This window comes from Lentzea sp. HUAS12 (assembly GCF_024125735.1).
Classification (GTDB): Bacteria; Actinomycetota; Actinomycetes; order Mycobacteriales; family Pseudonocardiaceae; genus Lentzea; species Lentzea albida.
Genome location: NZ_CP099738.1, coordinates 7,057,936 through 7,084,028, shown reverse-complemented (window position 1 = coordinate 7,084,028; position 26,093 = coordinate 7,057,936). Strand labels below are relative to the sequence as shown.

Genomic DNA, 26,093 nt, shown 5'->3' with positions numbered 1-26,093 from the left:
AGTACCGTGACCAGCCGTGCGCCTTCCGTACGTCCTCGCCGCAACGCTCCTGGTCGCCGGATGCGCGGCGGCCCGACCGGACCTCGGTCCCGAGATCTCCGTCCCGGCGGAGGCGCGCACCATCCAGCAAGCCGTCGACGCAGCAGGCGAAGGCGCGACCATCGTCGTCGCCCCAGGTGTCTACGAGGAGACGGTGCACGTTAAAACCAGGGGTCTGACGATCAGGGGCGCCCGGCGCGGCAGCGTGATCATCGACGGCGAGACCGAGCGTCCCAACGGGATCGTGGTCGCGGCGCCGGAGGTGTCCGTGCAGAACCTGACGGTCCGCAACCACACGTCCAACGGCGTGCTGATCTCCGCGCAGCGGGACTTCCGCGTCTCGTACGTGACGGCGAGCAACAATGCGTTGTTCGGCATCCACGCGTTCGACGCGCAACGCGGCGTGATCGAGCAGAGCTACACGAGCGGCAGCGCGACCGCCGGCATCTACGTGGGCCACTGCAGGCCGTGCGATGTCGTCGTGCGCGGCAACGTGTCCGAGCGCAACGCCGTCGGCTACGAGGGCGCCAACGCGTCCGGCGGGATGTTCGTGCTGGGCAACAGGTTCAGCGGCAACCGGGTCGGCCTGCTGTCGAGCGCCGAACGGCAGGACCAGGTCACGATCGCCGGCAACCTGATCTCGGACAACGACGAGGCGTTGTCGCCCGTGCGGGCCGACGGCGCGTTCGGGGTGGGCATGAGCATCACGTCCAGCCCGAAGAACGTGGTGTTCCGCAACCTCGTCGTCGGCAACCCGAGGGGTGACGTGGTCGTCGGTGCGCCCTCGAAGAAGTCCAGGGCACCGCGCGGGATCCCGTTCACGCAGGTCGCCGCGCCGCCCGTCCAGCCGGAGATGCCGGGCGGGCCGTTGCCGGGCAGCGAGCCGGACGCCGAGGCGTACGCGCTGCCGGACGAGGACCTGTTCGACGACCGCGCGGCGGTGCGGTCGTAGGGCCTGTGTCGAAGTCCGATTCGATGAGAGTCGCGCTTGAGGTGGTTCCTGGTGGTGCGGCCGGTATGGCCGCGTACCGGTGTTGTACGTGGTCGTACCGGCCGTGCCGCCAGGGGCCGCCTCGGGCCCGGCTGTCGCGGATCGGACTTCGACGCAGGCCCTTGTCAGCCGACTTCGGCGGCCGTCGGGTAGGACGGCTGCGCGCCCGCCTTCGTGACGGACAGCGCGGCGACCTTCACGGCGTACTCCGCGGCCCGGACCAGGTCGTCGCCGTCGGCGAGCCGGGCGGACAGCGCTCCGGCGAACGCGTCACCGGCGCCGGTCGTGTCCACGACCTCGGCGACCTCGACCGCGGGCACCTCGACGACACCGGACCGCTCGACCACGGCGACACCGCGCGAGCCGAGGGTGACGACGGCCGAGGCGGGGCCGAGGGCGAGCAGGCCGGTCCAGTCCTGGGCGAGTTGCGCTGCCTCGTGCTCGTTCACGACTAGGACCGTGAGCTGCCGCAACGTCTCCGCGGGCAGGTCGGCGACCGGGGACAGGTTCAGCACGGTCCGCACACCGGCCTGCGAGGCGGCGCCGATCGCGTGGACCACCGTCTCCAGCGGCACTTCCAGCGAGCAGGTCAGCACCCCCGCGCCGTCGAACGACAGCCCGTCCACATCGGACGGTGCCACGTCGGAGTTGGCGCCGGGCGAGACGACGATGGAGTTCTCGCCGTCCGGGGTGACGGTGATGTACGCGATCCCGGTGGGGCGCGCGGAGGTCTTCACCAGCGCCGTGTCGACGCCGGACGACTCCAGGGACTCGCGCAGCAGCGAGCCGTACCCGTCGTCACCCAGGGCTCCGACCAGCGCGACGGACGCTCCGACGCGGGCGGCGGCGACGGCGGTGTTCGCGCCCTTGCCGCCGGGCAGCACGACGGTGTCGCCGCCGAGCACGGTCTCACCGCCGCCGGGCCGCCTGCCGACCTCGACCACGAGGTCGGCGTTGGCGGACCCGAGAACGAGCAGAGTCTGTGTCACTTGACGAACTCTGCCACGTTCTTCGCCGTGATGACCTTGACCTCGACGTCCACGACCTGCTGCACGGACTCGCCCTTGGCCGCGTGCACGGCCTGCTCGACGGCCTTGGAGCCGAGGAGCTTCGGCTGCTGCGCGACGGTCGCCGCGAGCGTGCCGTCCTGGATCGCCTTCAGGCCGTCCGGCGTGCCGTCGAAGCCGACGACCTGCACGTCCTTGCCGGCACGGGCGCCGAGGGCCTTGATCGCGCCGAGCGCCATCTCGTCGTTCTCGGCGAAGATGCCCTTGATGCCGGGGTTGCCCTGCAACAGGTTCGTGGTCTCGTTGAGGCCCTTGGCGCGGTCGAAGTCCGCGACGGCCGTGGCGACGACCTTGATGTTGCCGCTGTTCAGGCCCTGCTCGAAGCCCTGACCGCGGTCACGGGACGCCGATGCGCCCGGGATGCCCTTGAGGTGCGCGACGTCGCCGGAGGTGGCGCGGCCGAGCTCGATGGCCGCGAGGCTGCCGCCCGAGACGTTGTTGGACGCGACCTCGGCCGCGACCTTGCCGCCCTCGACCGCGCGGTCGACCGAGATCAGCGGGATGTTCGCCGTCTCGGCGGCCTTCGCGGCGGGCGCGGACTGCTTGGAGTCGACCGGGTTCAGGATGATCGCCTTGACGCCCTGCGTCACCAGCGTCTGCACCTGGTTGACCTGGTTCGTCGCGTCGTTCTGCGCGTCGACCACGGTGAGCTTGGCACCGAGCCGGTCCGCCATCTCCTGCGCGCCCTGCTGCAGTTCCACGAAGAACGGGTTGTTCAAAGTGGACACCGCGAGGCCGATGGTGATGTCTCCGGACGCCCCAGTCCCGCTGCAGCCGGTCGCCACGAGAGCAGCGGCACCGAGCGTCAACGCGATCCGTCGGGTCACCTTCATTGGTGTGTTCCTTACCTGTTGCGGGTTTTCTCAGCGACGGCGAAGTGAGTCGAGCAGCGCGGCGAGAGCGATCACCACGCCGATGACGACCTGCTGCCAGAACGGCGGCACCTGCAGCAGGTTGAGGCCGTTGCGCAGGACGGCGAGCACGAGTGCGCCGACCAACGTCCCGGTGGCGCGGCCGACGCCACCGGACAGCGACGCACCACCGATGACCACGGCGGCGATGGCGTCGAGTTCGTAGCCGGCCGCGGCCTGCGGACCGGCGGACCCGAGCCGTCCCGCGAGCACGAGGCCCGCGGCGGCGGCGAACAGGCCGGAGAGCGCGTAGATCCAGAGCTTGTTGCGGCGCACGTCGATGCCGCTGAGCTTCGCGGCCTCCTCGTTGCCGCCGATCGCGTACATGCGGCGGCCGAGGTTGGTGCGCGTGAGGACCAGGCCCGTGACACCGAAGAACGCGAGCATCAGCAGCAAGGGCAACGGGAGGCTGGGCGCGAGGTTCGAGCCGAGGAACGTGACCAGCTCGTCCGTCTCGTGCGGCTGCCCCTCGGAGAACACCAGCGTGAGACCGCGGGCGACGCTGAGCATGGCCAGGGTCGCGATGAACGGCGGCAGCTTGCCGTAGCTGATCAGCGCGCCGTTGACGAGACCGCACAACGCACCCACGAGGAGCCCGACCGGTCCGGCGGTGAGCGCGCCGACCATCGCGGCCAGCGCGGCGATGCTGCCGACGCTCAGGTCGATGCCGCCCGCGACCACCACGAACGTCATGCCGAACGCCATGATCGCGATGACCGCGGCCTGCACGCCGACGTTGAGCAGGTTCTGCGCGTTGAGGAACGCGGGCTGCATCAGGGCGATGACCAGGGCGAGGACCAGAAGCCCCGCGAGGGCGCCGTTCTCGCTGGCGTACTTGCGAATGCTGATCGTGCTCACGCTGGAATCTCCTGCACGGCGAGTGCCATCACCTGGTCTTGGGTCGCGCCCTTGGGCAGCTCACCGGCCACGCGGCCGTGGGCCATGACGACGACCCGGTCGCTCATCCCGATCACCTCGGGAAGGTCGCTGGACACGAGCAGCACGGCCCGGCCCTGCGCGGTCATGCGGTTGATCAGCTCGTAGATCTCGACCTTGGCGCCGACGTCGACGCCCCGGGTCGGTTCGTCGAGGATCAGCACCTTCGGGTCGGCCAGCAGCCACTTGCCGATGACGACCTTCTGCTGGTTGCCGCCGGAGAGCTCCTTCACGGGCTGCTCGACGCGGCCCTTGATGCGGAGCTTGCCCGCGATGTCGTGGAGCCGTTTCTCGTCGCGGTCGTCGAGCGTGACGAGTTCGAGGTTCTGGCCGACGGTCGCCGTCAGGACGAGGCCCTGGCCCTTGCGGTCCTCGGGGACGAGCCCGAGACCCGCCTTGATCGCGGCCTGGACGTTGTGGCGCGGCAACGGTTTGCCGTCGACCGCGACCGTGCCGTGGTCGTAGCCGTCCACGCCGAACGCGGCGCGCGCGACCTCCGTGCGGCCCGCGCCGACCAGTCCGGCGATGCCGACGACCTCGCCCGCGTGGACCTCGATGGTGACGTCCTCGAACACCCCGCGCCTGGTCAGGCCCTGGATGTGGAGCAGCGGAGCGCCCGGACGTCGTTGTGCGCGCGGGTACTGCTCGTCGATCGGGCGGCCGACCATCAGCTCGATCATGTGCTGGGTGGTGGCCCTCGGGCCGAGGACGCCGACGCTGCGCCCGTCGCGCAGGACCGTGATGCGGTCGGCGATGCGCTGGATCTCGTCGAGGTGGTGGGTGATGAACACGAGCCCGACGCCGTTGTCGCGCAGCTGGGCCATGATCTCGAGCAGCCGGTCGGTCTCGGTGTCGGTGAGGACCGCGGTCGGCTCGTCGAGGATCAGCACGCTCGTGTCCTTGTCGAGCGCGCGGGCGATCTCGATCATCTGCTGCTGGGCGATGCCGAGGTCCTTGACCTTGGCGTCCGGGTCGACGTTCAGACCGACTTTCCGGAGCAGTTCCGGTGCCCGGCGGCGCATCTCGGCGCGGTCGACGAAGCCGAACCTGCGGGGGAGGCGGTTGAGGAACAGGTTCTCGGCGACGGACAGTTCGGGCACCAGCGCCAGTTCCTGGTGGATGACGGCGAGGCTGGCGCTGCCCTCGATCGTGCCCGCGTCGTGGCCGTGGATGCCCGCGAGGACCTTGACCAGCGTGGACTTGCCCGCGCCGTTCTCGCCGAGCAGGACGTGGACCTCACCCGCGAAGATGTCGAGGTCCACGCCGTCCAACGCCTTGGTGGCGCCGAAGTGCTTGGTGATCCCGCGGGCGGTGATCAGGGCGTTCACAGCTCGGCCTCCCCGAGCGAGCCGCGCAGCACGAGCTTCGCGGTCAGGCGGACGTCGTCGGGCTGCTGACCGTTGATCAGGGCGAGCAGGCTTCGGGCGGCGGCCCTGCCCATCTCGACGGTCGGCTGCGCGACGACCGTGATCGGCGGGTCGAGCAGCGGGAACCACGGCTGGTCGTCGAACACCGCGAGCGCGACGTCGTTCGGGATCTGCAGGCCGCGGGCCCGGATCTCGCCGAGCGCGCCGAGCCCCATCAGGTTGTCCATCGCGACGAGTGCCGTGGCGCCGCCGTCGAGGAGCTTCGCGGCGGCCTGGCTGCCGCTCTCCTGCCGGAAGTCGCCGTGCACGACCTGCGCGAGGCCGCCGAGCGACCCCGTGAGCACGTCGGTCCGCTCTCTTCCGGTGGAGGTGTTCGGCGGACCCGCGATCACTCCGATGCGGGTGTGGCCGGCGCCGACGAGCCGCCGGGCGAGCGCGGTCAACGCCTCGCTGCCATCGGCCCGGACGACGGGGCATGTGGCGCCCTTGACCGTCCGGTCCAGCAGGACGACGGGCACGCCGCCTGCGCTCACTTCGCGAACCAGACTCGGGTCGTCGGTCGCGGGGCACAGCAGGAGGCCGTCCACCCGGCGGTCGAGCAGGGTGCGCACGTAGGTGGCCTCCTGCTCGGCGCTCTCGTCGGCGTTCCCGATCACGACGCAGTAGCCGTGTGACCGGGCTTCGTCCTCGACCGCCCGGGCGATCTCGGCGAAGAACGGGTTCAGCAGATCGCTGATGACCAGACCGAGGGTCTGGGTGCTGGTGGTGCGCAGGGACCGCGCCAGCGCGTTGGGCCGGTAGCCGAGCTTCTCGATCGCGGCGAGCACCCGCTCACGGGTCTCGGGCGTCGGCGCGGCATGGCCGTTGAGCACGCGCGACACGGTGGCCGTCGACACGCCCGCGTGCTGCGCGACGTCCTTCATGGTCGTCACGGAGCAGTAGTTAATCGATTACACATGGATCTAGTCAAGCGGATGAGTAGGTGTACGGATGTCACCGGGCGTGCGCTGCCTCACTCTGATCACATGGACGGACAGGATCGCCTCGGGTACGAGCAGCGCCTCGCCCTGGAGCTCGCCGCTATCGGGCAGCGGCTCTCGACGATCAGCTCGGAGATGCGCGAGCACTCCGCCTCGGTGGCAGTGGCCGAGGCACCTGAGGTGGCACGGCCCGTCGGGGTGCCGCAGCCGCCCGCCACGACTGTTCCGACGCCGCCCGCCGGGGTGCCGCAGCAGGGTGTGCCGCCGCAGCAGGCACCTGCCGGGGTTCCGCCGCAGGTCACTGGCATGCCGCAGCCTGCCGGTGTGCCGCAGCAGCCGAACCCGTGGTCGTCCCAGGCCGCCTCCGCCCAGCTGCCGGCGCCTCCCGCCGGTCAGCAGGTCCCCGGTCAGCAGGTCCCCGGTCAGCAGCCGCCACCGCCCGGAGCCCAGTTCCCGCCGCCCGGCCCCCAGTTCCCGCCGCCTCCGCCCGGCCAGCAGTGGCCCCACCCGCAGCAGCCGTGGGCCCCGCAGCCCCCGCGCGAGACCCTGTTCGAGAAGCTCGGCAAGGACGGCGCCGGCGCCAAGCTGCTGGCCTGGGTCGGCGGCGCGATCACCGTGCTCGGGTTCGTCCTGCTGCTGGTCCTCGCCGTGCAGCGCGGCTGGCTCGGCCCGTTGCCGCGCGTCATCGGCGGTGCCGTGGTCAGCGCCGCGATGGTCGGCATCGGCATGCGGCTGTTCCGCAATCCCGCCAACCGCACCGGGGCGATGGCGCTCGTGTTCACCGGTTTCGCCGGGCTCTACCTGGACGTCATCGCCGCCACGAGCCTTTACCACTACCTGCCGGAAGGCGTGGGGCTCGTGCTCGGGCTCGGGGTCGCGGCCTCCGGTGTCGTGCTCGCCCTGAAGTGGGAGTCGCAGGCGCTGGCGGTTGCCGTCGTCGCGGCGTGCGCGTTCTGCGCGCCGATCATCACCGAGGGCTTCTCGGCGCTGCTGGTGGCGTTCCTGCTGGTCCTGAAGCTCGCCAGCACCCCCGTCCAGCTCCGGCGGAACTGGCCCGGTCTCGCGATCGCGGGCGGGTTCCCGCCGATCCTCGCCTCGCTGCTCACCACCGCGAACGCGATCCCGCGCTCGTTCGAGTGGACCGTCGTGGGCATCGCGGCGGCCACGACCGCCGTCGGCATCGCGGTGGCGTTCCTGACGATCCGCAAGCGTCCCGACGACGTCGTCGCCATCGCGCTGGTGGTGGGTTCGGCGTTGCCGTCGTTGTTCGCGACGACGCTGCTGTCCGACCCGGTCAACTCGGTCCTCGCGGGTGCGGTCGCCGCGGTGCTGCTGGCCATCTGGATGGTGCCGGACCTGCCCCGCGCGTTCACGACCGCGGCCGGTGCGACGGGCATGCTCGCGTTGTTCCAGACCACGGTGATCGCGCTCGACGGCAACGTCCGCACGGCGATCGTGCTGGCGGAGGCGGTGCTGCTCGCGTTCCTCGCGGCCCGGCTGAACAAGAAGAGCGCGCTCGCCGGCTCGGTCGCGTTCGGGCTCGTCGGGTTCTTCATGGCGATCGGCCTGGCCGTGCCGATCACCTGGCTGGTCGAGGAGCCGCGGTTCTTCGCCGACGTCACGCCCGGCGACTACGCGGCCGGTCTGGTGACGGCGATCGTGCTGGCCGTCTTCGCGGCCGTGCTGCCGTGGGCCGCGCTGAAGATGCAGGTGCTGCGCGAGCCGGCCAAGCACCCGTTCCCGTGGATCGTCTCCGCGCTCGTGATGCTCTACGGCGCGGCCGGTGTGGTGCTGTGCGCGGCGCTGCTCGTGTCGCCGGACGAGACCGGGTTCCTCTTCGGACACTCGGTGGTCACCGTGTCGTGGACGATCGCCGCGTTGTTCCTGCTGGTCAAGGGGATCAACAACAAGGCGCTGCGGATCTCCGGCCTCGTCCTGGTCGCCGCCACCGTGCTGAAGCTGGTGCTGTTCGACCTCTCCGCGCTCGACGGCATCGCCCGCGTGCTGGCGTTCCTCGGTGCCGGTCTGGTCCTGCTCACCGCGGGCACCCGGTACGCGAAACTGGTGTCGTCGGCCAAGGCTCCTGGACCGCAGCAGCCCCAGCAGATGGCGCCGCCCACCTACCAGTAGGAACCGTGAACCGCACCGAACGGCTGTACGCGCTCGTCGAGGAACTCCGTGGTCTTACTACGTCCAGGCAAAGATTTCCCTCGACCGAGTGACTGAAGTGGATCGAAAGCACCCGGAAGTGTTCCCATCGGCCGTATGGCAAAGCCACGCCTCGTGGCCGCGGTTCTAGCGCTCTCAGCGGCCTTCGCGGCGACGGGTGTCCACCAGGGACACGAGTACACGACCACTTCCTCCGCATCGGTTTCACCGCTTGCGTACGTGGTGGGGAAGACCGGTCTCGTGCAGGTCGTGGACACCCGCAACGGTGCCGTTCTGGTGCAGGCCGACACCGGCGGGCGCGTGACGGGTGTCGCGGTGTCCCCCGACGGGCGGCGCCTCTACGTGGTCAACGGGTGGACGGGCGCGATCACCGCGGTCGACCCGTCCACCGGCGAGATCGTCGACAGGCTGTTCACGCAGGTCCAGCTCTCGCACGCGGCGATGCGCCCGGACGGTCAGCGGCTCTACGTCTCGGCCAGCGGTGGCGTCGCGGTGGTGAACCCGGAGAACTTCCAGCTGGTCGCGGTGGTCAAGGCCGGCGGACAGCCGCAGGGCCTCGCGGTCCACCCGGACAACAAGGTCCTCTACGTCGCGAACTCGCAGGACGGCACGGTCGGCCTGATCGACACGGCGACGGCGTTCCAGACGTCGACGGTGCAGGTCGGCGGGCTGCCGCAGCACCTCGCGCTCTCCCCGGACGGCAAGCGGCTCTACGTGAGCGGCATGCGGCTCGGGAGCACCACGCCCGGCACGGTGTCGGTGATCGACACGACCACGAACCAGGTCGTCGGCGCGGTGGAGGTCGGCAGGGGAGCGGGCAGCATCGCCGTCACCCCGGACGGTGCCACGCTCTACCTGACGCTGCCGAAGGAGCGTTCGGTCGTGGTGGTCGACGCGGCGACCATGACCGTGCGCGAGCGTCTGTCCATCGACTCGCCGAGCGTCGCCATCGCGCCGGGGGACACGAGGGTTTTCCTCGCGACCGGCGCGACGACGACGGTGCTGGACAGCACGAACGCGGTGCTCACCACGTACCGGATGAAGACGGGTGAGCTGCAGGAGGCGAGGCCGCGCCCGTTCGACGCGGCCGTGGTCGCCTTCCCGCCTCAGCCGACCGGGACCGGCTTGCGCACCTCGTCGTCGAAGTCGTCCAGGTCGTCCACCGGCTCGTCGTGAAGCGCGAGGCGTTCCTGGATCTTCTTGAGCGGGCCGGGTGACCACCACGCGGCGTTGCCGAGGAGCTTGAGCACGGCCGGCACGAGCAGCATGCGGACCACGGTGGCGTCGAGCGCCAGCGCGAGGATCATGCCGACGCCGACGAACCGCATCATCGCGACCTGCGAGAACGCGAACGCGCCGGTCACCACGATCAGCAGCAGCGCGGCCGAGGTGATCACGCGGCCGGTCTTGGCGAGGCCGGTCGTCACCGCCTCTTCCGTCGTCGCGCCCTGGCCGCGGGCCTCGACCATGCGGGACAGCAGGAAGACCTCGTAGTCCGTCGACAGACCGAACACGATGGCCGCCATCAACACGACGATGCCGGACTCGAGCGGTCCCGGCGTGACACCGAGCCAGTCGGCGCCGTGGCCGTCCTGGAAGACCCACACCAGCACGCCGAACGTCGCCGACAGCGACAGCGCGCTCATGACCACCGCCTTGATCGGCAGCACGACCGAGCCGAACGCGAGGAACATCAGGACCAGCGTCGCGCCGACCAGCAGCGTGATCATCAACGGCAGGCCGTCCGCGATGGCGTCGAGCGAGTCGCTGACCACCGCGGTGTTGCCGCCGATCAGCACCTCGGCACCGGCCGGGGGCTCGAGCGCGCGGACGTCCTTGAGAGCCTGCTTCGACTCCTCGCTGAGCGCGTCGTTCTCCAGCCCGGCGGACGCGGCCGTGACGCCCTTGTCCGAGCCGGTCGGCTGCACCTCGCCGACGCCGGGCACGTTGCCGACCTTGCCCAGGAACTCCTGGACGGCGACCTGCTCACCACCCTGGACGACGACCTTGAAGCCGGTGTTGGAGAGCGCGGAGAAGTTCTGGTTGATGTTCTCGGTGGCCACGCGCACGGCGTTGCCCTCGGGCAGGACCTTCTCGGTGACCTGGCCGAACTGCACGCCGAGGAACGGCGACCCGAGCGCGATCAGCACACCGATGATCGGCACGGCGATCAGCACGGGACGCTTCATGACCGCGCCGCTGAGCTTGCGCCAGCCGCGTTCGCTCGGCTCCTTCTTGCGCCACGGCATCGCGAGCTTGTCGACCCGCTTGCCCAGCACACCGAGCAGCGCGGGCAGCAGCGTGATCGAGACCAGCGCCGCGATCGCGACCGACGCCACACCGCCGTACGCGAGGGACTTGAGGAAGCCGTGCGGGAAGAGCAGCAGGCCGGCCAGCGCGATGACCAGCAGCGTCGCACTGAACACGACGGTGCGGCCCGCACTCGCGACCGTGCGGCCGACGGCCTGTTCGGTCGTCCGTCCCTGGGCCAGCTCCTCGCGGAACCGCCCGACCATGAACAGCCCGTAGTCGATCGCCATGCCGAGGCCGAGCAGCGACGCGACGTTGACGGCGAACGAGTTGACCTCGGCGAAGAGGGCCACGGCGTGCAGCACGCCGAGCGCGCCCATGATCGCGAGGCCGCCGACGACGACCGGAAGGCTGGCCGCGACCAGTCCGCCGAAGATGACCACGAGCAGCAGCAGGACCAGCGGCAGCGAGAAGATCTCGGCGCGCGTCAGGTCCTCCTGGGACATGTCGTTGATGGCCTTCTGGGTGGGCACGAGCCCACCGACCTGCTGGCTGAAGCCGTCGATCGCGAGCTGCGGCTCCACGTCCTGGAACTGCTTGATCTGCTCGTTCGAGTCACCGCTGGTCAGCGTGATGGCGACGAGCGCCTGCCGCTTGTCGTCCGACGGCACCGGCCCGACGGCCTTGAGCACGTCGTCCTTCGGGAAGCCGCTGATGTGGTCGGCGATCTTCTTGAGCTCGAGCGGATTACCGAAATCGCCACGATAAATGACGATCACATCACCGTTCTGCCGCCCGAACGCCTCCTCGGCTACCTTGTCGGCCCGCGCAGCCTCACTGGAAGGAGCCTCGTAGCCACCCTGGCTGAGCTTGTCGAACACGCCGATGCCCCACACGCCGCCGAGCACCGCGAGCAGTACGGTCGCGATCAACACCACCCACCGGCGGCGATATGCGATAGAGCCCCACTTCGCGAACATCGACGACGGCCTCCTGGGTTACCGTGCTGTAAATCCCGTGAACTCTTGTAAACACCGTTCACCAAAACCGTACGGGGCGGTGGACGGGGTCTACAACCCGATGGAGTGACATATGACCGAGGCCACTCGCCGAGAACGACTCCGCGCCGAGACCGAGCGTGAGATTCGGCAGGCGGCCCGCGCCCTTTTGGTCGAAAGCGGCCAAGATGCGGTTACCCTCCGTGCGATCGCACGCAAACTAGGCATCACCGCCCCCGCGCTGTACCGCTACTACGACTCGCACGACGCCCTGCTGCGGCAGCTCTGCGACGACATCTGCGCGGACATGGCGGCCGCCCTGTACGCGGACCTCGCCGCGGACACGTCAGGCCAGGTCGGGTGCAAGGTTCGCGCGGTGTGCCACGCCTTCCGCCGCTGGGCCCTGGCACACCCGCAGGAGTTCGCGCTGGTGTTCGCCTCCCCGCGGGACCCGCTGGGCGCCGACCAGTTCGGCTCGGTGTTCCTGCAGCTGGCCGGGCCGCTGATCGCGTCCAACCAGGACGCCAACCACGTGGACGAGCCGGTGCCCGCCGTGTTGCACGAGGACCTGGTGCGGTTCCAGCAGGTGCTGCGGGACGCGGTGGCGGAGCACGGCGTGACGCTGGCGGACGAGGTGCTCAACCTCGGGAAGATCTACCACGTGGTGCAGTCGTGGGTGCGGCTGTACGGGCACGTGGCCCTGGAGGTGTTCGGGCGGTTCCCGTTCGCGGTGAGCAACCCGGAGCCGATGTTCGACAGCATGCTGGACCAGATGCTGGCGGACATCGGGTTCGCGGAGAACGACTGAGGGGCGCCGCACCGAAGCGCAGCGCCCCTCACCCCGAGCCAGAACTACAGAACGATGTTCACCAGGCGGCCGGGCACCACGATCACCTTGCGCGGCTCACCACCCGCGACCAGCTCCGCGATCTTCTCCTCGGCCAGGGCCGCGGCTTTGATCTCGTCCTGCGCCGCGGACGCCGACACGACGACCCGCGAGCGGACCTTGCCGTTGACCTGGATCGGGTACTCGACCGTGTCCTCGACCAGGTACTGCTCGTCGGCCTTCGGGAACGGGCCGTGCGCCAGCGAGCCGTCGTTGCCCAGCTTCGTCCACAGCTCCTCGGCCACGTGCGGGGCCTGCGGCGCCAGCATCAGGACCAGGGGCTCGGCCAGCGCGCGGGGCGTGCCGGCGGCGTAGTGCTTGGTGACGTAGTTGTTCAGCTCGATCAGCTTCGCGCCCGCCGTGTTGTAGCGCAGGTTGGCGTAGTCGTCGTGGACGCCGGCGATCGTCTTGTGCAGCAGGCGCAGCGCTTCGGCCGAGGGCTCCTCGTCGGTGACGCGCAGGGAGCCGTCGGTCTCGTCGACCAGGTTGCGCCACAGGCGCTGCAGGAAGCGTTGTGCGCCGACAACGTCCTTGGTCGCCCACGGGCGTGAGACGTCCATCGGGCCCATGGACATCTCGTAGAACCTGAAGGTGTCTGCGCCGTAGCGCTCGCACATCTCGTCGGGCGTGACGACGTTCTTCAGGCTCTTGCCCATCTTGCCGTACTCGCGGTGGACCACTTCGCCGTTGTAGGTGTACTTGCCGTCCACCTCGACGACCTCGTCCGCGGGCACGGGGGTGCCCCGGTCGTCGCGGTAGGCGTAGGCCTGGATGTAGCCCTGGTTGAACAGGCGGCGGTACGGCTCGTCGCCGGACAGGTGGCCCAGGTCGAACAGGACCTTCTGCCAGAAGCGCGAGTACAGCAGGTGCAGGACGGCGTGCTCGACGCCGCCGATGTACAGGTCGACGCCGCCGGGGTCGTTCGCGCCGTGCTCCGCCGTGCGCGGGCCCAGCCAGTACTTCTCGTTCTCCGCGTTGACGAACCGCTCGGTCTCGACCGGGTCGACGTAGCGCAGCTGGTACCAGCACGAACCCGCCCAGTTCGGCATCGTGTTCGTGTCGCGGCGGTAGGTCTTCAGGCCGTCGCCCAGGTCCAGCTCGACCGTCGTCCACTCGGTGGCGCGCGACAGCGGCGGCGACGGCTCGGTGTCCGCGTCCTCCGGGTCGAAGGTGCGCGGCGAGTAGTCGTCGACGTCCGGCAGCTCGATCGGCAGCATCGACTCGGGCAGCGCGATGGCGGTGCCGGCCTCGTCGTAGACGACCGGGAACGGCTCGCCCCAGTAGCGCTGGCGGCTGAACAGCCAGTCGCGCAGCTTGAACTGGACGGTGCCGCGGCCGTGGCCCTGCTCCTCCAGCCACGCGATGATCGTCTTCTTGGCCTCGTCGATGGCCATGCCGTCCAGGAACCCGCTGTTCACCGCAGGTCCGTCGCCGGTGTAGGCCTCGCCCTCGAAGCCCTCCGACGGCTGGACCGTGCGGATGATCGGCAGGTCGAACTTCTTCGCGAAGTCCCAGTCGCGCTGGTCCTGGCCGGGGACGGCCATGATCGCGCCGGTGCCGTAGCCCATCAGCACGTAGTCGGCGATGTAGACGGGGATTTCCTTGCCGTTCACCGGGTTCGTGGCGTACGCCCCGATGAAGACGCCGGTCTTCTCCTTGTTCTCCTGCCGGTCCAGTTCGGACTTCAGGGACGCTGCGCGCCGGTACGCGGCGATGTCTGCCACGCGATCGGGCGTCGCAATCTGGTCCACCAGCTCGTGTTCCGGTGCCAGGACCATGTAGGTCGCGCCGAACAGCGTGTCCGGACGGGTCGTGAAGACCTCAATGTTCTCGCTTCCCACCGCAAATCGGACTCGGGCACCGTGCGAGCGCCCGATCCAGTTGCGCTGCATGGCTTTGACCTTGTCGGGCCAGTCCAGCCGGTCCAGGTCGTCGATCAGCCGGTCCGAGTACGCGGTGATGCGCATCATCCACTGGCGCAGGGATTTCCTGAACACGGGGAAGTTGCCACGCTCACTGCGACCGTCCGCGGTGACCTCTTCGTTCGCCAGCACAGTACCCAGTCCGGGACACCAGTTGACGGGCGCCTCCGACATGTAGGCCAGGCGGAATTCGCCCAAGATCCTTTGCTGGTCGGCAAAAGACAGCTCAGACCACGTGTGGCCGCCGGGAACGTCCCGGTCGCCAGACTCGAACTGCGAGATCAACTCGGCGATCGGACGCGCGCGCTTCAGGTCGGCGTCGTACCAGGAGTTGAAGATCTGCAGGAAGATCCACTGAGTCCACTTGTAGTACTCGGGGTCGATCGTCGAGATGCGGCGGCGCTCGTCGTGACCCAGTCCCAGCCTGCGGATCTGGCGCAGGTAGGTGTTGATGTTGTCCTCGGTGGTCTTGCGCGGGTGCTGACCCGTCTGCACCGCGTACTGCTCGGCGGGCAGGCCGAAGGCGTCGAAGCCCATGGTGTGCAGCACGTTGCGGCCGTTCATGCGGTGGTACCGCGCGAAGACGTCCGTGCCGATGAAGCCCAGCGGGTGGCCGACGTGCAGGCCGGCGCCGCTCGGGTACGGGAACATGTCCTGCACGAACAGCTTGTCCGCGGGCACGTCACCCTTGAGCGCGCCGACGGGGTTGGGCGCGTAGTAGGTGCCGTGGTCCTCCCAGTACCGCTGCCACCGCTCCTCGATCTGGTTCGCCAGCTCGGCGGTGTAGCGGTAGGCGGGGATCTCCGCCGCGTCCGTGCTCATTTCAAGGTCCCTCTCACGTCTGTTCCTGCCCCTGACATGACGAAACCCCCCAGCCCAGATGGGCATGGAGGGTGGCCGCGCCGACCGTCTCTCGAACAGGTCGTCGCGGCTAGATAAGGAGCAGGCGGGCCGTGCTCATGTGGTCAACGGTATCAGCGCAGCGCAAGCGCGATGCACTCGGCGGTGGCCTGAGGCACATCTGCACGGGGTGAGGTCGAGGTGAACGCGGGCACCGGCTTACCCTCATGAGGTGAACATCGTGCTGTCGGTCGTCCTGGGTGTGCTCGGCGTCGCTCTCGGCGCGGTCGGTCTCATGGGTCTGCAGGGCAAGCTGCGCCGCAACCGCTTCCTCGGCGTGCGCACGGCCGCCGCCCTGCGCGACGAGGAGACGTTCGCGCTGGCCAACAGGGTCGCGGGCGTGCCGAACGTCGCAGCAGGCGCGGTGGCGATCGTGTCGGGCGCGATGGCGTTCGTCATGTCCGACCTCGCCGTCACCGCCGGGATCATCGGCCTGGTCGGCGCGCTGGCGATCGCGTTCGCCGGCGGGGTCGTCGGCAACCGGGCGGCGGAGGCGCTGCCGGAGCCGGTCAAGCCCAAGGGCTGCGGTGGCTGCGCCTGCGGTGGTGGCGGGTGCTCGCCGCTCGCCGGGCTCTGACGCTCCCGCAAGCACCAAGGCCGGGTCACTGGGTGATCCGGCCTTTTTCGTGCGCGAGGTTTCACGTGAATCAGTTGTCGCGGACGTCCTTCGGGTAGGTCGACAGCAGCGCCAGCGGCATGCCCTGCCGGCGCAGCACCCTGCCCCACAGGTCGACGTTCGCGCCGACCAGCACGTCGTCGGCCAGGCCGGTCACGACGATCCAGTCGCCCCGGTCGATCTCGCCCTGCAACTGGCCCTCGCCCCAGCCCGAATAGCCCGCGAACACCCGCAGGCCGCGCACCAGCGGCATGAGGTCGTCGGGTTCGGCGTCGAGGTCGACCAGGGCGACGGGGCCCTGCACCGCGACGAGACCTTCCACGCCGGACGGGTCGGTACCCGGCTTCAGTGCGGCGAGGCACAGCGCCGTCTTCTGCTCGACCGGGCCGCCGATGTGGATGCACTGCGGCTTCGTGACGTGCGGGCCCCACGGCGGCAACACGTCGTGGACCGCCACCTCGGAGGGGCGGTTCAGCACGACGCCGAGGGTCCCCTCTGGACGTTGGTCGATGATGTAGACGACCGTGCGCGTGAAGTTCGGGTCGTTGAGGCTCGGAGCGGCCACCAGCAGGGAGCCTGACTCGACTTCGACTTCGTCATCGGGACGCACGTCACCATGAAATCACTCGTGATCGCCGGAACAACTCAGGCCCGCGTCCCGTTAGACTGAGGTGTCGGATGTCTTTGTGTCCCCCGGGCTCAACAGACAACCGCCTTCGCGGAATACCGTTCGGCTGGAGCCGCGTAGTGCACCGCGCCGTGAGGCGACCTGGCATCCGGCACCAGGAGAGCCGGACCGAGAGGTCCGGCTTTCGTGGTTTTCGCCACCACGCGCATAGAGTGCAATGGTGACAACGCTTGCGGTGGAGAAGCACCACTGGGGATCACGCCGGTTCCTCGGCATTCCCGAGTACCGCAGGCTCCTCGCCACCCGCCTCGCGTCGCAGTGGGGTGACGGGCTCTTCCAGGCCGGGCTCGCCGGCGCCGTCCTCTTCAACCCCGAACGGCAGGCCGATCCGGCGGCGATCGCGGCCGGGTTCGCGGTGCTGCTGCTCCCGTACTCGCTGATCGGGCCGTTCACCGGCGCCCTGCTGGACCGGTGGGACCGCCGCAAGGTCATCGTCGTGGCGAACGTCACGCGGGCCGCGTTCGTCCTGCTCACGGCCGTGGCGGTCGGCGCGGGACTCAGCGGGCTGCCCCTCTACGTCTCCGCGCTCATCGTCATGGGCATCGGCCGGTTCGTCGGGTCGGGGCTCTCCGCGTCACTGCCGCACGTCGTCCCCGAGGACCACCTCGTCGAGGCGAACGCGCTGGCCACGACGGCCGGCGCGATCATGGCCGTGATCGGTGCCGCGTGCGCCATCGGGTTCCGCACGGTGCTCGGCGCGGGGGACGGCGGGTCGGCGTGGACGACCAGCATCGCCGTGTTCGGGTTGCTGCTCAGCGCGTTCATCGCCAGCCGGTTCAAGCCGGGTGTGCTCGGGCCGGACGAGGTCGACGAGCCGCACAACGCCATCAGCGCCGTCGCCCGCGGCCTGGTGGACGGCGCGAAGGCCACCTGGCGCACGCCGAGCGTCACGGCCGGGCTGGCCGCGCTGCTCGCGCACCGGGCCGCGTTCGGCATGAGCCTCATGATCACGCTGCTGCTGATGCGCTACAGCCTGGAGGACGTCGGCATCCTCAAGGCCGGCATCGGCGGGCTCGGCGAGGTCGCCGTCGCGGGCGGCGCTGGTGTGCTGCTCGCGGGCATCCTGACCGACCGGATCGTCGACAGGTTCGGCGTCCGGCGCACGATCTGCGGCGCGTTGCTGCTCACGGCCGCGGCCCAGGTCGGGCTCGGGCTGCCGATGACGCTGGTGACCATCCTGCTGGCCAGCTTCGTCATCATCTTCGCCGGTCAGATCGTGAAGCTGTGCGTGGACACCGCCGTGCAGCACGACGTCGGCGACGAGGTGCGCGGGCGCGTGTTCGCCCTCTACGACACCCTTTTCAACATCGCGCAGGTCACGGCGGTGTCGATCACGGCGACGGTGGTCCCCCTGGACGGGCGCTCGCCCGGCCTGATCCTCGTCGCCGCGTCCCTCTACCTGGTCGGACTGGGCGCCTACCTGTTCCTGTCAGCGCGGAAACGGCAGGTGCAGCATCCCGGCCTCGTGCGCGAAGACGACGGCCGCCACTCGATCGGGTAGATCCAGGCGCCGCAGGATCTCGGCCACCTCGTCGGCCACCTGCTGCTGCCCCATGCCGAGCACGCGCGCTATCTCGTGCTCGGCGTGACCGCGTGCGAGACACCGCAGCACGGCCCGTTGATCGTCGGTCAGAACTTCCAGGTCGTAGACGGCAGGACCTGCGGAAAGTCCCCAGGCGAACATCTGCACCACCCCCCATGCGCCCTGCGGCGCACTTCAATGGTGCCTCCCCGCGCTGACACTTCGCTAACGCGGGGATTGCATTCGCTCACGATCAGTTACGACGTCGGCGGCGTGATCCCCTGTTCGCGCGCCCAGTCGAGCAACGCGGTCTCGGCCTCGTCGCGCTCCAGCGGCCCCCGGTCGAGCCTGAGCTCCTTGAGGTACTTCCACGCGGCACCGACCTCACGGCCCGGAGGCAGACCGAGGAGCTTCATGATCTCGTTGCCGTCGAGGTCCGGACGTACGCGCGCGAGGTCTTCCTCGGCGGCGATGCGCGCGATGCGTTCCTCGAGAGAGTCGTAGGTGCGGCGCAGCAGGTTCGCCTTGCGCTTGTTCCGGGTCGTGCAGTCGGCACGGACCAGCTTGTGCAACCTCGTCAGCAGGTCACCCGCGTCCGTCACGTACCGGCGCACGGCCGAGTCGGTCCACTCGCCGTTGCCGTACCCGTGGAACCGCAGGTGCAGGTAGACGAGCTTGGCGACGTCCTCGGTGATCTCCTTCGAGAACCGCAACGCCCGCAAGCGCTTGCGGACCATCTTCGCGCCCACGACCTCGTGGTGGTGGAACGAGACGCCGCCGCCGGGCTCGAACTTCCGGGTCGCCGGCTTGCCGATGTCGTGCAGGAGCGCGGCGATCCTCAGCACCAGATCGGGTGACTGATCAACATCTTCAAGATCAATTGCCTGTTCCAGCACAACCAGCGAGTGGTCGAAGACGTCCTTGTGCTGATGATGTTCGTCGATCTCCAGCTTCATGGCCGTGAGCTCGGGCAGCACGACGTCCGCGAGCCCCGTCTCCACCATGAGCTCGATGCCGCGGCGCGGATGCGCGCCGCACAGGAGCTTCGAGAGCTCCACCTGCACGCGCTCCGGCGTGATGCGGGTGAGCTGGCCTGCCATCGACCGCATCGCCTCGACCACCCGCGGCGCGGCCGTGAAGCCGAGCTGCGAGACGAACCGGGCGGCGCGCAGCATCCGCAGCGGGTCGTCGCCGAACGACTCCTGCGGCGTCGCCGGGGTGTCCAGCACGCCCTCGCGCGCGGCGGCCAGTCCGCCGGTCGGGTCCACGAACTCGGACGCCGCGATGTCGTACGCCATCGCGTTGACCGTGAAGTCGCGCCGGACCAGGTCGCCGTCGATGGAGTCGCCGAAGGTCACCTCGGGGTTGCGGGTCACGCCGTCGTAGACGTCCGCGCGGAAGGTCGTGATCTCGATGATCTCGCCCTGCTTGGACGCCCCGACCGTGCCGAACGCGATGCCGGTGTCCCACTGCGCGTCGGCCCAGCCGCTCAGCAGTTTCTGGATCTCCGCAGGTCGCGCGTCCGTCGTGAAGTCGAAGTCGTTCGTCGGGCGCCCGAGCACGGCGTCGCGCACACTTCCACCCACGAGGTAGAGGCGCTTGCCCCCGGCTGCGAACCGGGCGGCGAGCTCGGCGACGACTGGTGTGATGGCGGGCTTCTCCACCACCGCATTCTGCTGGAGCGATCGAGACACGAGAAACCAGCGTACTTAAGGTTCGTAAGTACGATCGGCCGTATGTCCCCGTCAGCCGCGCGTTCCGGGAGTCCCACACCGGGACGCCGGAAGAGGCGTCGGGGCCGGAGGCTCAAGACCGTCGACGAGACGTCGGCGGGTGGCCTGGTGCTCGACGGAGAGCAGCGGGCGGCGGTGATCGGCAGACTTGACCGGCGGGGCCGGTTGCTGTGGTCTTTGCCCAAGGGTCACATCGAGGCCGGCGAGACCGCGGAACAGACCGCGGTGCGCGAGGTCGCCGAGGAGACCGGTATTCATAGCAGGGTGCTGCGCCCGCTGGGGTCGATCGACTACTGGTTCGTCGCGGACGACCGCCGGGTGCACAAGACGGTTCACCACTTCCTCCTCGAAGCGACGGGGGGAGAGCTTTCCGACGAAGACGTGGAGGTCACCGAGGTGGCGTGGGTGCCACTCGGCGAGCTGGACGAGCGACTCGCGCATGCCGACGAGCGCCGCCTGGTCCGCCGAGCCGCCGAACTGCTCTCCGACCACTGCCGGGACGGAGCGGGGTCGGCGTGAGCCTGAGGAAGCTCGTCTGCACAGCCGCCGTCGCCGCGTTCGTGGTGATCGCAGCGCCGCCCGCGAGCGCGCAGCAGTCACAACCGGACGAAGTGGACGCGCTGCCGTTCATGCCCGCGCCCGCCACCCAGGTGTGGGCGACCAGATCGCTCTCCGCCCAGCCCGGCCAGGCGCAGCCGCAGTTCCTGCGGCTCGACATAGGCCAGCTCACCCCCCGGTTCGTGACGAGCGACTCCCCGTCGACCGTCAAGATCACCGGCAAGATCGTCAACGTCGGCGACCGCAAGGTGTCCGACATCGTGCTGCGCCTGGAGCGCGGCGAGCCGCTGGCCGGCGAGGACGACCTGCGCAACGCGTTGCGCGAGCCCGCTGCCGCCGAGGCCGTGCAGCCGAAGTTCACGCCCGTGGCCGGTGAGCTCCAGCCCGGTGAGCAGAAGGACTTCACGCTGGAGGTGCCGCTGCGCGGTACCGACGCGACGTCGCTGCAGGTGGACCAGCCCGGCATCTACCCGATCCTCGCGAACATCAACGGCAGGCCGGACTTCGGCGGCCAGGCGCGGCTCGCGGCGCTGTCGACGCTGCTGCCCGTGCTGGGCGTGCCCGGCGGCGAGACCAAGGGCAAGGTCGGCGCCGGCGCGAAGATGACGGTCCTGTGGCCGATCGCGGATCGCCCGCGCCTGGTGAGGCTCGGCGGCGAGGGCCAGTCGGAGCTGGTCGACGACGACCTCGCGACGTCCCTCTCGGTCGGCGGCCGGCTGTACGGCCTGCTGCAGGCCTACGAGCAGGCGATCTCGCAGATGAGCACGGCAATGTGCCTCGCCATCGACCCCGACCTGCTGCGCACCGTGCGGGCCATGAGCACCGGGTACACGGTGCGCGGCGGCGCCGAGGGCAAGGGCCAGAGCGAGGCGGAGCTGTGGCTCGACCGCCTCAAGCTCGCCGTGACGGGCCGGTGCGTCGTCGCGCTGCCGTACGCCGATGCCGACCTCGTGGCGTTGAACAGGGCGAAGCTCGCCACCATGCGCACGCTCGCCGTGACCGACGGCCCCAAGCTCATCCAGGACGTGCTGGGCGTGCAGCCGCTGCCCGATCTGGTCTGGCCCGAGGACGGCGTGCTCGACCAGTCGACGTTCGACGAGCTGGTCACCCCGCAGCCCGACAAGCGCTACCCCGGGGCGAAGTCGCTGCTCCTGGACCCGACGGGCCTCTCGGACGCGCCGGGCACCGCTCCCGTCGGCATCGGCGGCAAGACCCCGGTCACCGCGGTGAAGATCGACTCGATGGTCTCGGACGCGCTGCAGGGCAGCGACTCGCGGCCGCGCACGCTGTCCGGCGTGACCGCGCCGGTCGAGAGCCAGCCGGTGTCGGTGCAGAACGCGCTGTCGGTCCTGGTGTTCCGCGCCGGATGGCAGGGCGACGGCCGCAACGTGCTGGTCGCGCCGCCGCGCCGCTGGCACGCGCCGCTCTCGGAGATGACCGAGTTCCTGACCGCCGCCCAGAAGCTGCTGGCCGGCGGGTACGCGACCCAGACCGGTCTCGCGGAGCTCACCAGCGCCACCCCGTCGGTGACGAACGCCAAGGTCTCCTACCCGCCGGAGGCAGGCGCCAGGGAGATCTCGGCGATCATCTCGGACTCCGTCACGAACCAGAGCGTCGAGCTCAACGGCCTGGTCGCGGCCATGCAGCAGGAGGACACCGCGCACGCGTCGCCCGCCGACCTGGCCGACCCGCTGTGGCTCGGGCTGCTGCGGGTGATGTCCGGCGCGTGGAGGGGCAACGAGCAGGGCGCCCGGTCCGCGGCCGAGGTCAGCCAGGGCGAGATCGACCAGCTCACCGGCATGGTCGGCGTGACGCAGCCGAACAGCCCGATCCTGCTGGGCTCCGGCGACAGCCCGATCCCGATCACCATCACGAACAAGCTCGACGTCCGCGTGACGGTCCGGATCAACCTCGCCGACACCCCCGGCATCCGCAAGCTCGACCTCGCGGACCAGGTGCTCCCCGCCCGCGGTGAGCGCGTCGTGCGGGTGCCGGTCGAGGTGCTGCGGTCCGGCCGGTTCCCGGTCAACGTGCGCCTGACCACTCCCGAGGGCGTCCCGCTCGGCGACACTGTCAAGCTGGAGGTGTCGTCGTCCGCGTACGGCACCATCACGGTGATCGTCACCGTGCTCGCCGGGATCGCGCTCGTCCTGCTCTCGGGGCGGCGCATCTACAAGCGGGTTCGCGCCCGCAACGGCGAGAACGGCGCCGCACCTTCCATCGAGAACGTCACACCGGAGAAGTCGAGCGCGTGAGCGAGACAGCCACGACCACCCAGCCAGAGCAGCAGAAGCAGCAGAAGCAGCAGCCGTCGGTCGCCAGGGCCAGCGGCTCGATGGCGATCGCGACGATCGTCAGCCGGGGCACAGGCCTGCTGTCGAAGGTGCTGCTGATCGCGGTGATCGGTGCCGAGGTCCTCGGCGACTCGTACCAGGCGGCCTCGACGTTGCCGACGATGATCAACGAGCTGCTGCTCGGCGGCGTGCTGACCAGCGTGGCGATCCCGCTGCTGGTCCGTGCCGAGAAGGAGGACGGCGACGGCGGTGAGTCGTACGCCCAATGGCTCATCTCGATGGGCACGTTGATCCTCGGCATCGGCACGGTCATCGCGATGGCCTGCGCGCCGCTGCTGACCAAGATCTACATCTCCGACTCGCAGGACGCGAACCCCGAGCTCGTCACGGCGTTCGCCTACCTGGTCCTGCCGGGCATCGTGTTCTACGGCCTGACGGCGCTGCTCAGTGCCGTGCTGAACGCACGGCACGTGTTCGGCATCCCCACCTGGGCGCCGGTGCTCAACAACGTCGTCGTGATCGGCGTGCTGGGCGTCTACGCGTTGCTGCCGGGCGAGCTCACGCTCAACCCGGTTCGCATGACCGACACGCACCTGCTGGTGCTCGGCCTCGGCACAGCGCTCGGCGTCCTGGTGCAGGCCTCGGTGCTGTTCCCGGCGTTGAAGAAGACGGGCTTCAAGTTCAAGTGGCGGATCGGCTGGGACTCACGCCTCTCGGAGTTCGGCGGCCTCGCGTTCTGGGTGCTGCTCTACGTCGGGCTCGGCCTGGCCAGCATGACCGTGCTGACCAAGGTCGCCACGAGCGCCGCCGGCACGCTGACGGCGTTCAACTACCAGTGGTTGATCGCCCAGGTGCCCTACGGCGTCCTCGGTGTCTCGCTGCTGACGGCGTTGATGCCGAAGATGAGCCGGGCGGCCGCGAACGACGACAACGAGTCGATCGTGCGCGATCTGCTGTTCGGCAACCGGATGTCTGCCATCCTGCTGATGCCGTTCAGCGCGTTGATGACGGTCTCCGGCCTGGCGATCGGCCTCGCGGTCTTCGCCCTGGGCGCCTCGGGGGTCGAAGGCGGCACGAGGATCGGTCTCGCGCTGGCGCTCTCCGCGTTCGGTCTCGTGCCCTACGCGATCACGCTGCTGCAGCTGCGGGTCTTCTACGCGATGAAGGACGCTCGCACTCCGACGGTCATCCAGGCGTTGATCGTGGCGGTCCGCATCGGACTGCTCTTCCTCTTCCGCGAGGTGTCCGCGCCGGGCGACGCCTCGCAGCTCGCCGTCGGCGTGTCGCTCGCGATGTCGCTGAGCTTCGTCTTCGGCGCGATCGTCGGCCAGGTGTGGCTGAGGATCCGCCTCGGTCGGCTCCGGACGGGTTTCACGATCTGGACCGTCTGCCTCACCGTCGTGGCCTCCTCCCTCGCGTTCGGTGCGGCCAAGGCCCTGAACTGGCTGGTCCAGGACCTGTTCGGGTTCTCCAGCGTGATCGTGGCCAGCTGGGTCGAGGTCGTCCTCGTGACGCTGATCGGTCTGCCGCTCGCGTTCGGCCTGCTGGCCGCGTTCCGGGTGCCGGAGATGAAGCCGGCGATCGACAAGATCAACCGTTTGGTGCGGCGAAGGTGACTCCAGTCCGTGACCGTCGTCCCGTACCCTCGTTTCCGTGAGTAGCGGAGTCCACGCCGCCCTGGTTCCCGGCGGCGTCATCGGCAATGGCCGCTACCGGCTGCTCGCGAAATCAGGCGCCGACGCGAGGTCCAACGCGGAGCTCTGGCGCGCGCGGGACGGCCAGCTCAACCGGGACGTGGCGCTGACCATCCTGCTGGGCGACCTGGCGAACGGCGAGGCCGCCGCCCGAGCACGGCGGACGGTCGAACGGGCGATGCACGCCTCGTCGTTCACGCACCCCGGTGTGTCGAGGGTGATCGACGTGCTGACGCCCGGCACCGGCATCCGTCCCGACGAGGGCATCCTCGGCATGGTCATCGCCGAGTGGACCCAGGGCACCGACCTGATGGACCTGATCGCGGAGGGCCCGCTGCCGGCGGGCGCCGCGACCCGCCTGCTCGAACCGCTCGGCGCCGCCATCGAGGGCGCGCACCACGCCGGTCTCGTACTGGGCGCCGACCACCCGCAGCGCATCCGGGTCACCTCGGACGGCCGTCTGCGCCTCGCGTTCCCCGGCCCGCGGCCGGACGCGATCGCGCGCGACGACGTCAAGGGCCTGGGCGCGATCCTGTACCTGCTGCTCACCGGCCGGTGGGCGCTGCCGGGCGGCCCCCAGGGCGTGCCGGTGGCCCCGACGGGCCCGGACGGGTCCGTGGTCGCGCCGAACGCGTTGCACCCGTACCTGCCGCACGACCTGTCGTCCGTCGCGGTGCGTTCGCTCGAGGACACCTCGGTGGGCGGCATCCGCACGTCCGCGGCGATCCTGCAGGTCCTCGACCAGATCGCGGCCGAGGAAGCGCAGACCGCGCTGCTCTCGCCGGTGTCGTCCCGCGACGACGATGACGACGAACAGGTCGTCTGGACGACGCAGAAGCCGCGCCAGGACAAGCAGACGAAGAAGAAGCTGTGGATCAGCGTCGCGGTGCTCGCCGTCGCCACGCTGACCGTGATCGTGTGGCTGAGCGTGCAGATCGTCGGGTTCTTCAGCGACGAGCCGACCAAGGGCGGCGGCCCGACCGTGGTGATCAACCAGCCGGGGTCGAACGGCCAGACCGCGCCCCCGCCTGCTCCGGCCGGACCGGTGCAGCCGGGCCAGATCGGCGTCTACGACGTCACGAACCAGCCCGACAGCGCGAACCAGGCCAGCAGGGCCGTCGACGGCAACGCGGGCACGTTCTGGCGGACCGACAACTACTTCCAGCCGTTCCCGACGCTGAAGCCGGGCATCGGGCTGATGGCGTCGTTCGCGGAGCCGGTGAAGCTGGCCTCGGTCACCGTCACCTCGCCCAGCAAGGGCACGAAGGTCGAGATCCGCGTGGCGTCGGCGCTCGACTCGCCGCTGGAGGAGACCAAGGTCATCGGGGTCGCGGACCTCTCGGACGGGCAGACGCAGATCCAGCTGAACGAGCACGAGGCGACCGGGCACGTGCTGATCTGGATCACGCAGCTGGCCAGTCCCGGTGGCGGCAAGAACCAGACGGAGATCCGAGAGATCGTCTACACCAGGGCCCAGTGACATCGGCCGCTGGCGCGGCGGCGAGGTCGCCGAGCAGTCGGCCGTCCGCCCGACTCGCCCGCACCGAAATGGGCTTCGCCGATTTCGGCACG

Annotated in this window: 20 protein-coding genes; 10 read left to right on the top strand and 10 right to left on the bottom strand. The window is 69.8% G+C overall.

Translation table 11 applies throughout. From position 1 onward, the window contains the following. The first annotated feature begins 16 nt into the window (after positions 1–16). Positions 17–991, top strand: coding sequence for a nitrous oxide reductase family maturation protein NosD (locus ND450_RS32755; protein ID WP_253322211.1), 975 nt, complete (start codon positions 17–19; stop codon positions 989–991). A 164-nt stretch (positions 992–1,155) separates the two neighbouring features. On the opposite strand, the gene ND450_RS32750 is transcribed toward ND450_RS32755, so the two are convergent. The 5 genes from ND450_RS32750 to ND450_RS32730 are packed head-to-tail and all read right to left on the bottom strand — an operon-like array spanning position 1,156 to position 6,234. Continuing rightward, on the bottom strand, positions 1,156–2,019 hold the full coding sequence (locus tag ND450_RS32750; protein ID WP_253322210.1) for a ribokinase: 864 nt from the start codon (positions 2,017–2,019) through the stop codon (positions 1,156–1,158). Continuing rightward, positions 2,016–2,930, bottom strand: a complete 915-nt coding sequence (locus ND450_RS32745; RefSeq protein ID WP_089927439.1) for a substrate-binding domain-containing protein — start codon at positions 2,928–2,930, stop codon at positions 2,016–2,018. Before ND450_RS32745 ends, ND450_RS32750 begins: the two co-directional genes overlap by 4 nt. A gap of 30 nt (positions 2,931–2,960) precedes the next feature. After that, a complete protein-coding gene (locus tag ND450_RS32740; protein WP_253322209.1) occupies positions 2,961–3,866 on the bottom strand; it encodes an ABC transporter permease in 906 nt (301 codons plus the stop codon). Further along, positions 3,863–5,272: a sugar ABC transporter ATP-binding protein gene (locus ND450_RS32735; RefSeq protein WP_253322208.1), complete on the bottom strand. Its 1,410-nt coding sequence runs from the start codon at positions 5,270–5,272 to the stop codon at positions 3,863–3,865. Before ND450_RS32735 ends, ND450_RS32740 begins: the two co-directional genes overlap by 4 nt. After that, entirely contained in the window at positions 5,269–6,234 is a 966-nt protein-coding gene (locus ND450_RS32730; RefSeq protein WP_253328066.1) for a LacI family DNA-binding transcriptional regulator, read from the bottom strand. Before ND450_RS32730 ends, ND450_RS32735 begins: the two co-directional genes overlap by 4 nt. Positions 6,235–6,336: 102 nt before the next feature. Here ND450_RS32730 and ND450_RS32725 point away from each other — a divergent pair, with 102 nt between their 5' ends. Beyond that, positions 6,337–8,421, top strand: a complete 2,085-nt coding sequence (locus tag ND450_RS32725) for a DUF2339 domain-containing protein (RefSeq protein WP_253322207.1) — start codon at positions 6,337–6,339, stop codon at positions 8,419–8,421. Between the two features lie 258 nt (positions 8,422–8,679). Continuing rightward, complete coding sequence (locus ND450_RS32720) at positions 8,680–9,636, top strand: hypothetical protein (protein WP_253322206.1); 957 nt, start codon at positions 8,680–8,682, stop codon at positions 9,634–9,636. Here ND450_RS32720 and ND450_RS32715 read toward each other — a convergent pair. After that, positions 9,567–11,690, bottom strand: coding sequence for an MMPL family transporter (locus ND450_RS32715; protein ID WP_253322205.1), 2,124 nt, complete (start codon positions 11,688–11,690; stop codon positions 9,567–9,569). The two genes, ND450_RS32720 and ND450_RS32715, sit on opposite strands and share 70 nt — an antisense overlap. Before the next feature lie 112 nt (positions 11,691–11,802). On the opposite strand from ND450_RS32715, the gene ND450_RS32710 reads away from it, so the two are divergent. Further along, positions 11,803–12,516 (top strand): TetR/AcrR family transcriptional regulator, encoded by a 714-nt coding sequence (locus ND450_RS32710; protein WP_253322204.1) that lies wholly within the window; start codon positions 11,803–11,805, stop codon positions 12,514–12,516. 44 nt (positions 12,517–12,560) lie between these two features. Here the strand turns inward: ND450_RS32710 and leuS are convergent, their stop codons facing one another. After that, a complete protein-coding gene (leuS, locus tag ND450_RS32705) occupies positions 12,561–15,338 on the bottom strand; it encodes a leucine--tRNA ligase (protein WP_253322203.1) in 2,778 nt (925 codons plus the stop codon). A gap of 250 nt (positions 15,339–15,588) precedes the next feature. Between leuS and ND450_RS32700 the strand changes: the two genes are divergently transcribed. Next, on the top strand, positions 15,589–15,993 hold the full coding sequence (locus ND450_RS32700) for an SdpI family protein (protein WP_371927460.1): 405 nt from the start codon (positions 15,589–15,591) through the stop codon (positions 15,991–15,993). Positions 15,994–16,063: 70 nt separating this feature from the next. Here ND450_RS32700 and ND450_RS32695 read toward each other — a convergent pair whose 3' ends face one another. Further along, positions 16,064–16,642 (bottom strand): YqgE/AlgH family protein, encoded by a 579-nt coding sequence (locus ND450_RS32695; protein WP_089927416.1) that lies wholly within the window; start codon positions 16,640–16,642, stop codon positions 16,064–16,066. A 235-nt stretch (positions 16,643–16,877) separates the two neighbouring features. On the opposite strand from ND450_RS32695, the gene ND450_RS32690 reads away from it, so the two are divergent. Next, positions 16,878–18,221 carry an MFS transporter gene (locus ND450_RS32690; protein WP_371927459.1) on the top strand — a complete coding sequence of 448 codons (1,344 nt, stop codon included), beginning with the start codon at positions 16,878–16,880 and terminating at the stop codon, positions 18,219–18,221. Here the strand turns inward: ND450_RS32690 and ND450_RS32685 are convergent. Beyond that, entirely contained in the window at positions 18,150–18,404 is a 255-nt protein-coding gene (locus ND450_RS32685) for a LuxR C-terminal-related transcriptional regulator (RefSeq protein ID WP_143091946.1), read from the bottom strand. The genes ND450_RS32690 and ND450_RS32685 overlap by 72 nt on opposite strands. Positions 18,405–18,499: 95 nt before the next feature. Next, positions 18,500–19,936, bottom strand: coding sequence for a CCA tRNA nucleotidyltransferase (locus ND450_RS32680; protein WP_253322201.1), 1,437 nt, complete (start codon positions 19,934–19,936; stop codon positions 18,500–18,502). 42 nt (positions 19,937–19,978) lie between these two features. Between ND450_RS32680 and ND450_RS32675 the strand changes: the two genes are divergently transcribed. The 4 genes from ND450_RS32675 to ND450_RS32660 are packed head-to-tail and all read left to right on the top strand — an operon-like array spanning position 19,979 to position 26,001. After that, entirely contained in the window at positions 19,979–20,494 is a 516-nt protein-coding gene (locus ND450_RS32675) for an NUDIX hydrolase (protein WP_253322200.1), read from the top strand. Further along, complete coding sequence (locus ND450_RS32670) at positions 20,491–22,788, top strand: DUF6049 family protein (protein WP_253322199.1); 2,298 nt, start codon at positions 20,491–20,493, stop codon at positions 22,786–22,788. Before ND450_RS32675 ends, ND450_RS32670 begins: the two co-directional genes overlap by 4 nt. Further along, entirely contained in the window at positions 22,785–24,443 is a 1,659-nt protein-coding gene (gene murJ / locus ND450_RS32665) for a murein biosynthesis integral membrane protein MurJ (protein ID WP_253322198.1), read from the top strand. Before ND450_RS32670 ends, murJ begins: the two co-directional genes overlap by 4 nt. A gap of 37 nt (positions 24,444–24,480) precedes the next feature. Then, positions 24,481–26,001: a protein kinase family protein gene (locus ND450_RS32660; protein ID WP_253322197.1), complete on the top strand. Its 1,521-nt coding sequence runs from the start codon at positions 24,481–24,483 to the stop codon at positions 25,999–26,001. Positions 26,002–26,093 lie beyond the last annotated feature (92 nt).

Coding starts and splice junctions, on each gene's coding strand:
- ND450_RS32745 (WP_089927439.1), bottom strand. CDS start 2,930: ATGAAGGTGACCCGACGGATCGCGTTGACGCTCGGTGCCGCTGCTCTC.
- ND450_RS32730 (WP_253328066.1), bottom strand. CDS start 6,234: ATGAAGGACGTCGCGCAGCACGCGGGCGTGTCGACGGCCACCGTGTCG.
- ND450_RS32725 (WP_253322207.1), top strand. CDS start 6,337: ATGGACGGACAGGATCGCCTCGGGTACGAGCAGCGCCTCGCCCTGGAG.
- ND450_RS32715 (WP_253322205.1), bottom strand. CDS start 11,690: ATGTTCGCGAAGTGGGGCTCTATCGCATATCGCCGCCGGTGGGTGGTG.
- ND450_RS32710 (WP_253322204.1), top strand. CDS start 11,803: ATGACCGAGGCCACTCGCCGAGAACGACTCCGCGCCGAGACCGAGCGT.
- leuS (WP_253322203.1), bottom strand. CDS start 15,338: ATGAGCACGGACGCGGCGGAGATCCCCGCCTACCGCTACACCGCCGAG.
- ND450_RS32690 (WP_371927459.1), top strand. CDS start 16,878: ATGGTGACAACGCTTGCGGTGGAGAAGCACCACTGGGGATCACGCCGG.
- ND450_RS32685 (WP_143091946.1), bottom strand. CDS start 18,404: ATGTTCGCCTGGGGACTTTCCGCAGGTCCTGCCGTCTACGACCTGGAA.
- ND450_RS32675 (WP_253322200.1), top strand. CDS start 19,979: ATGTCCCCGTCAGCCGCGCGTTCCGGGAGTCCCACACCGGGACGCCGG.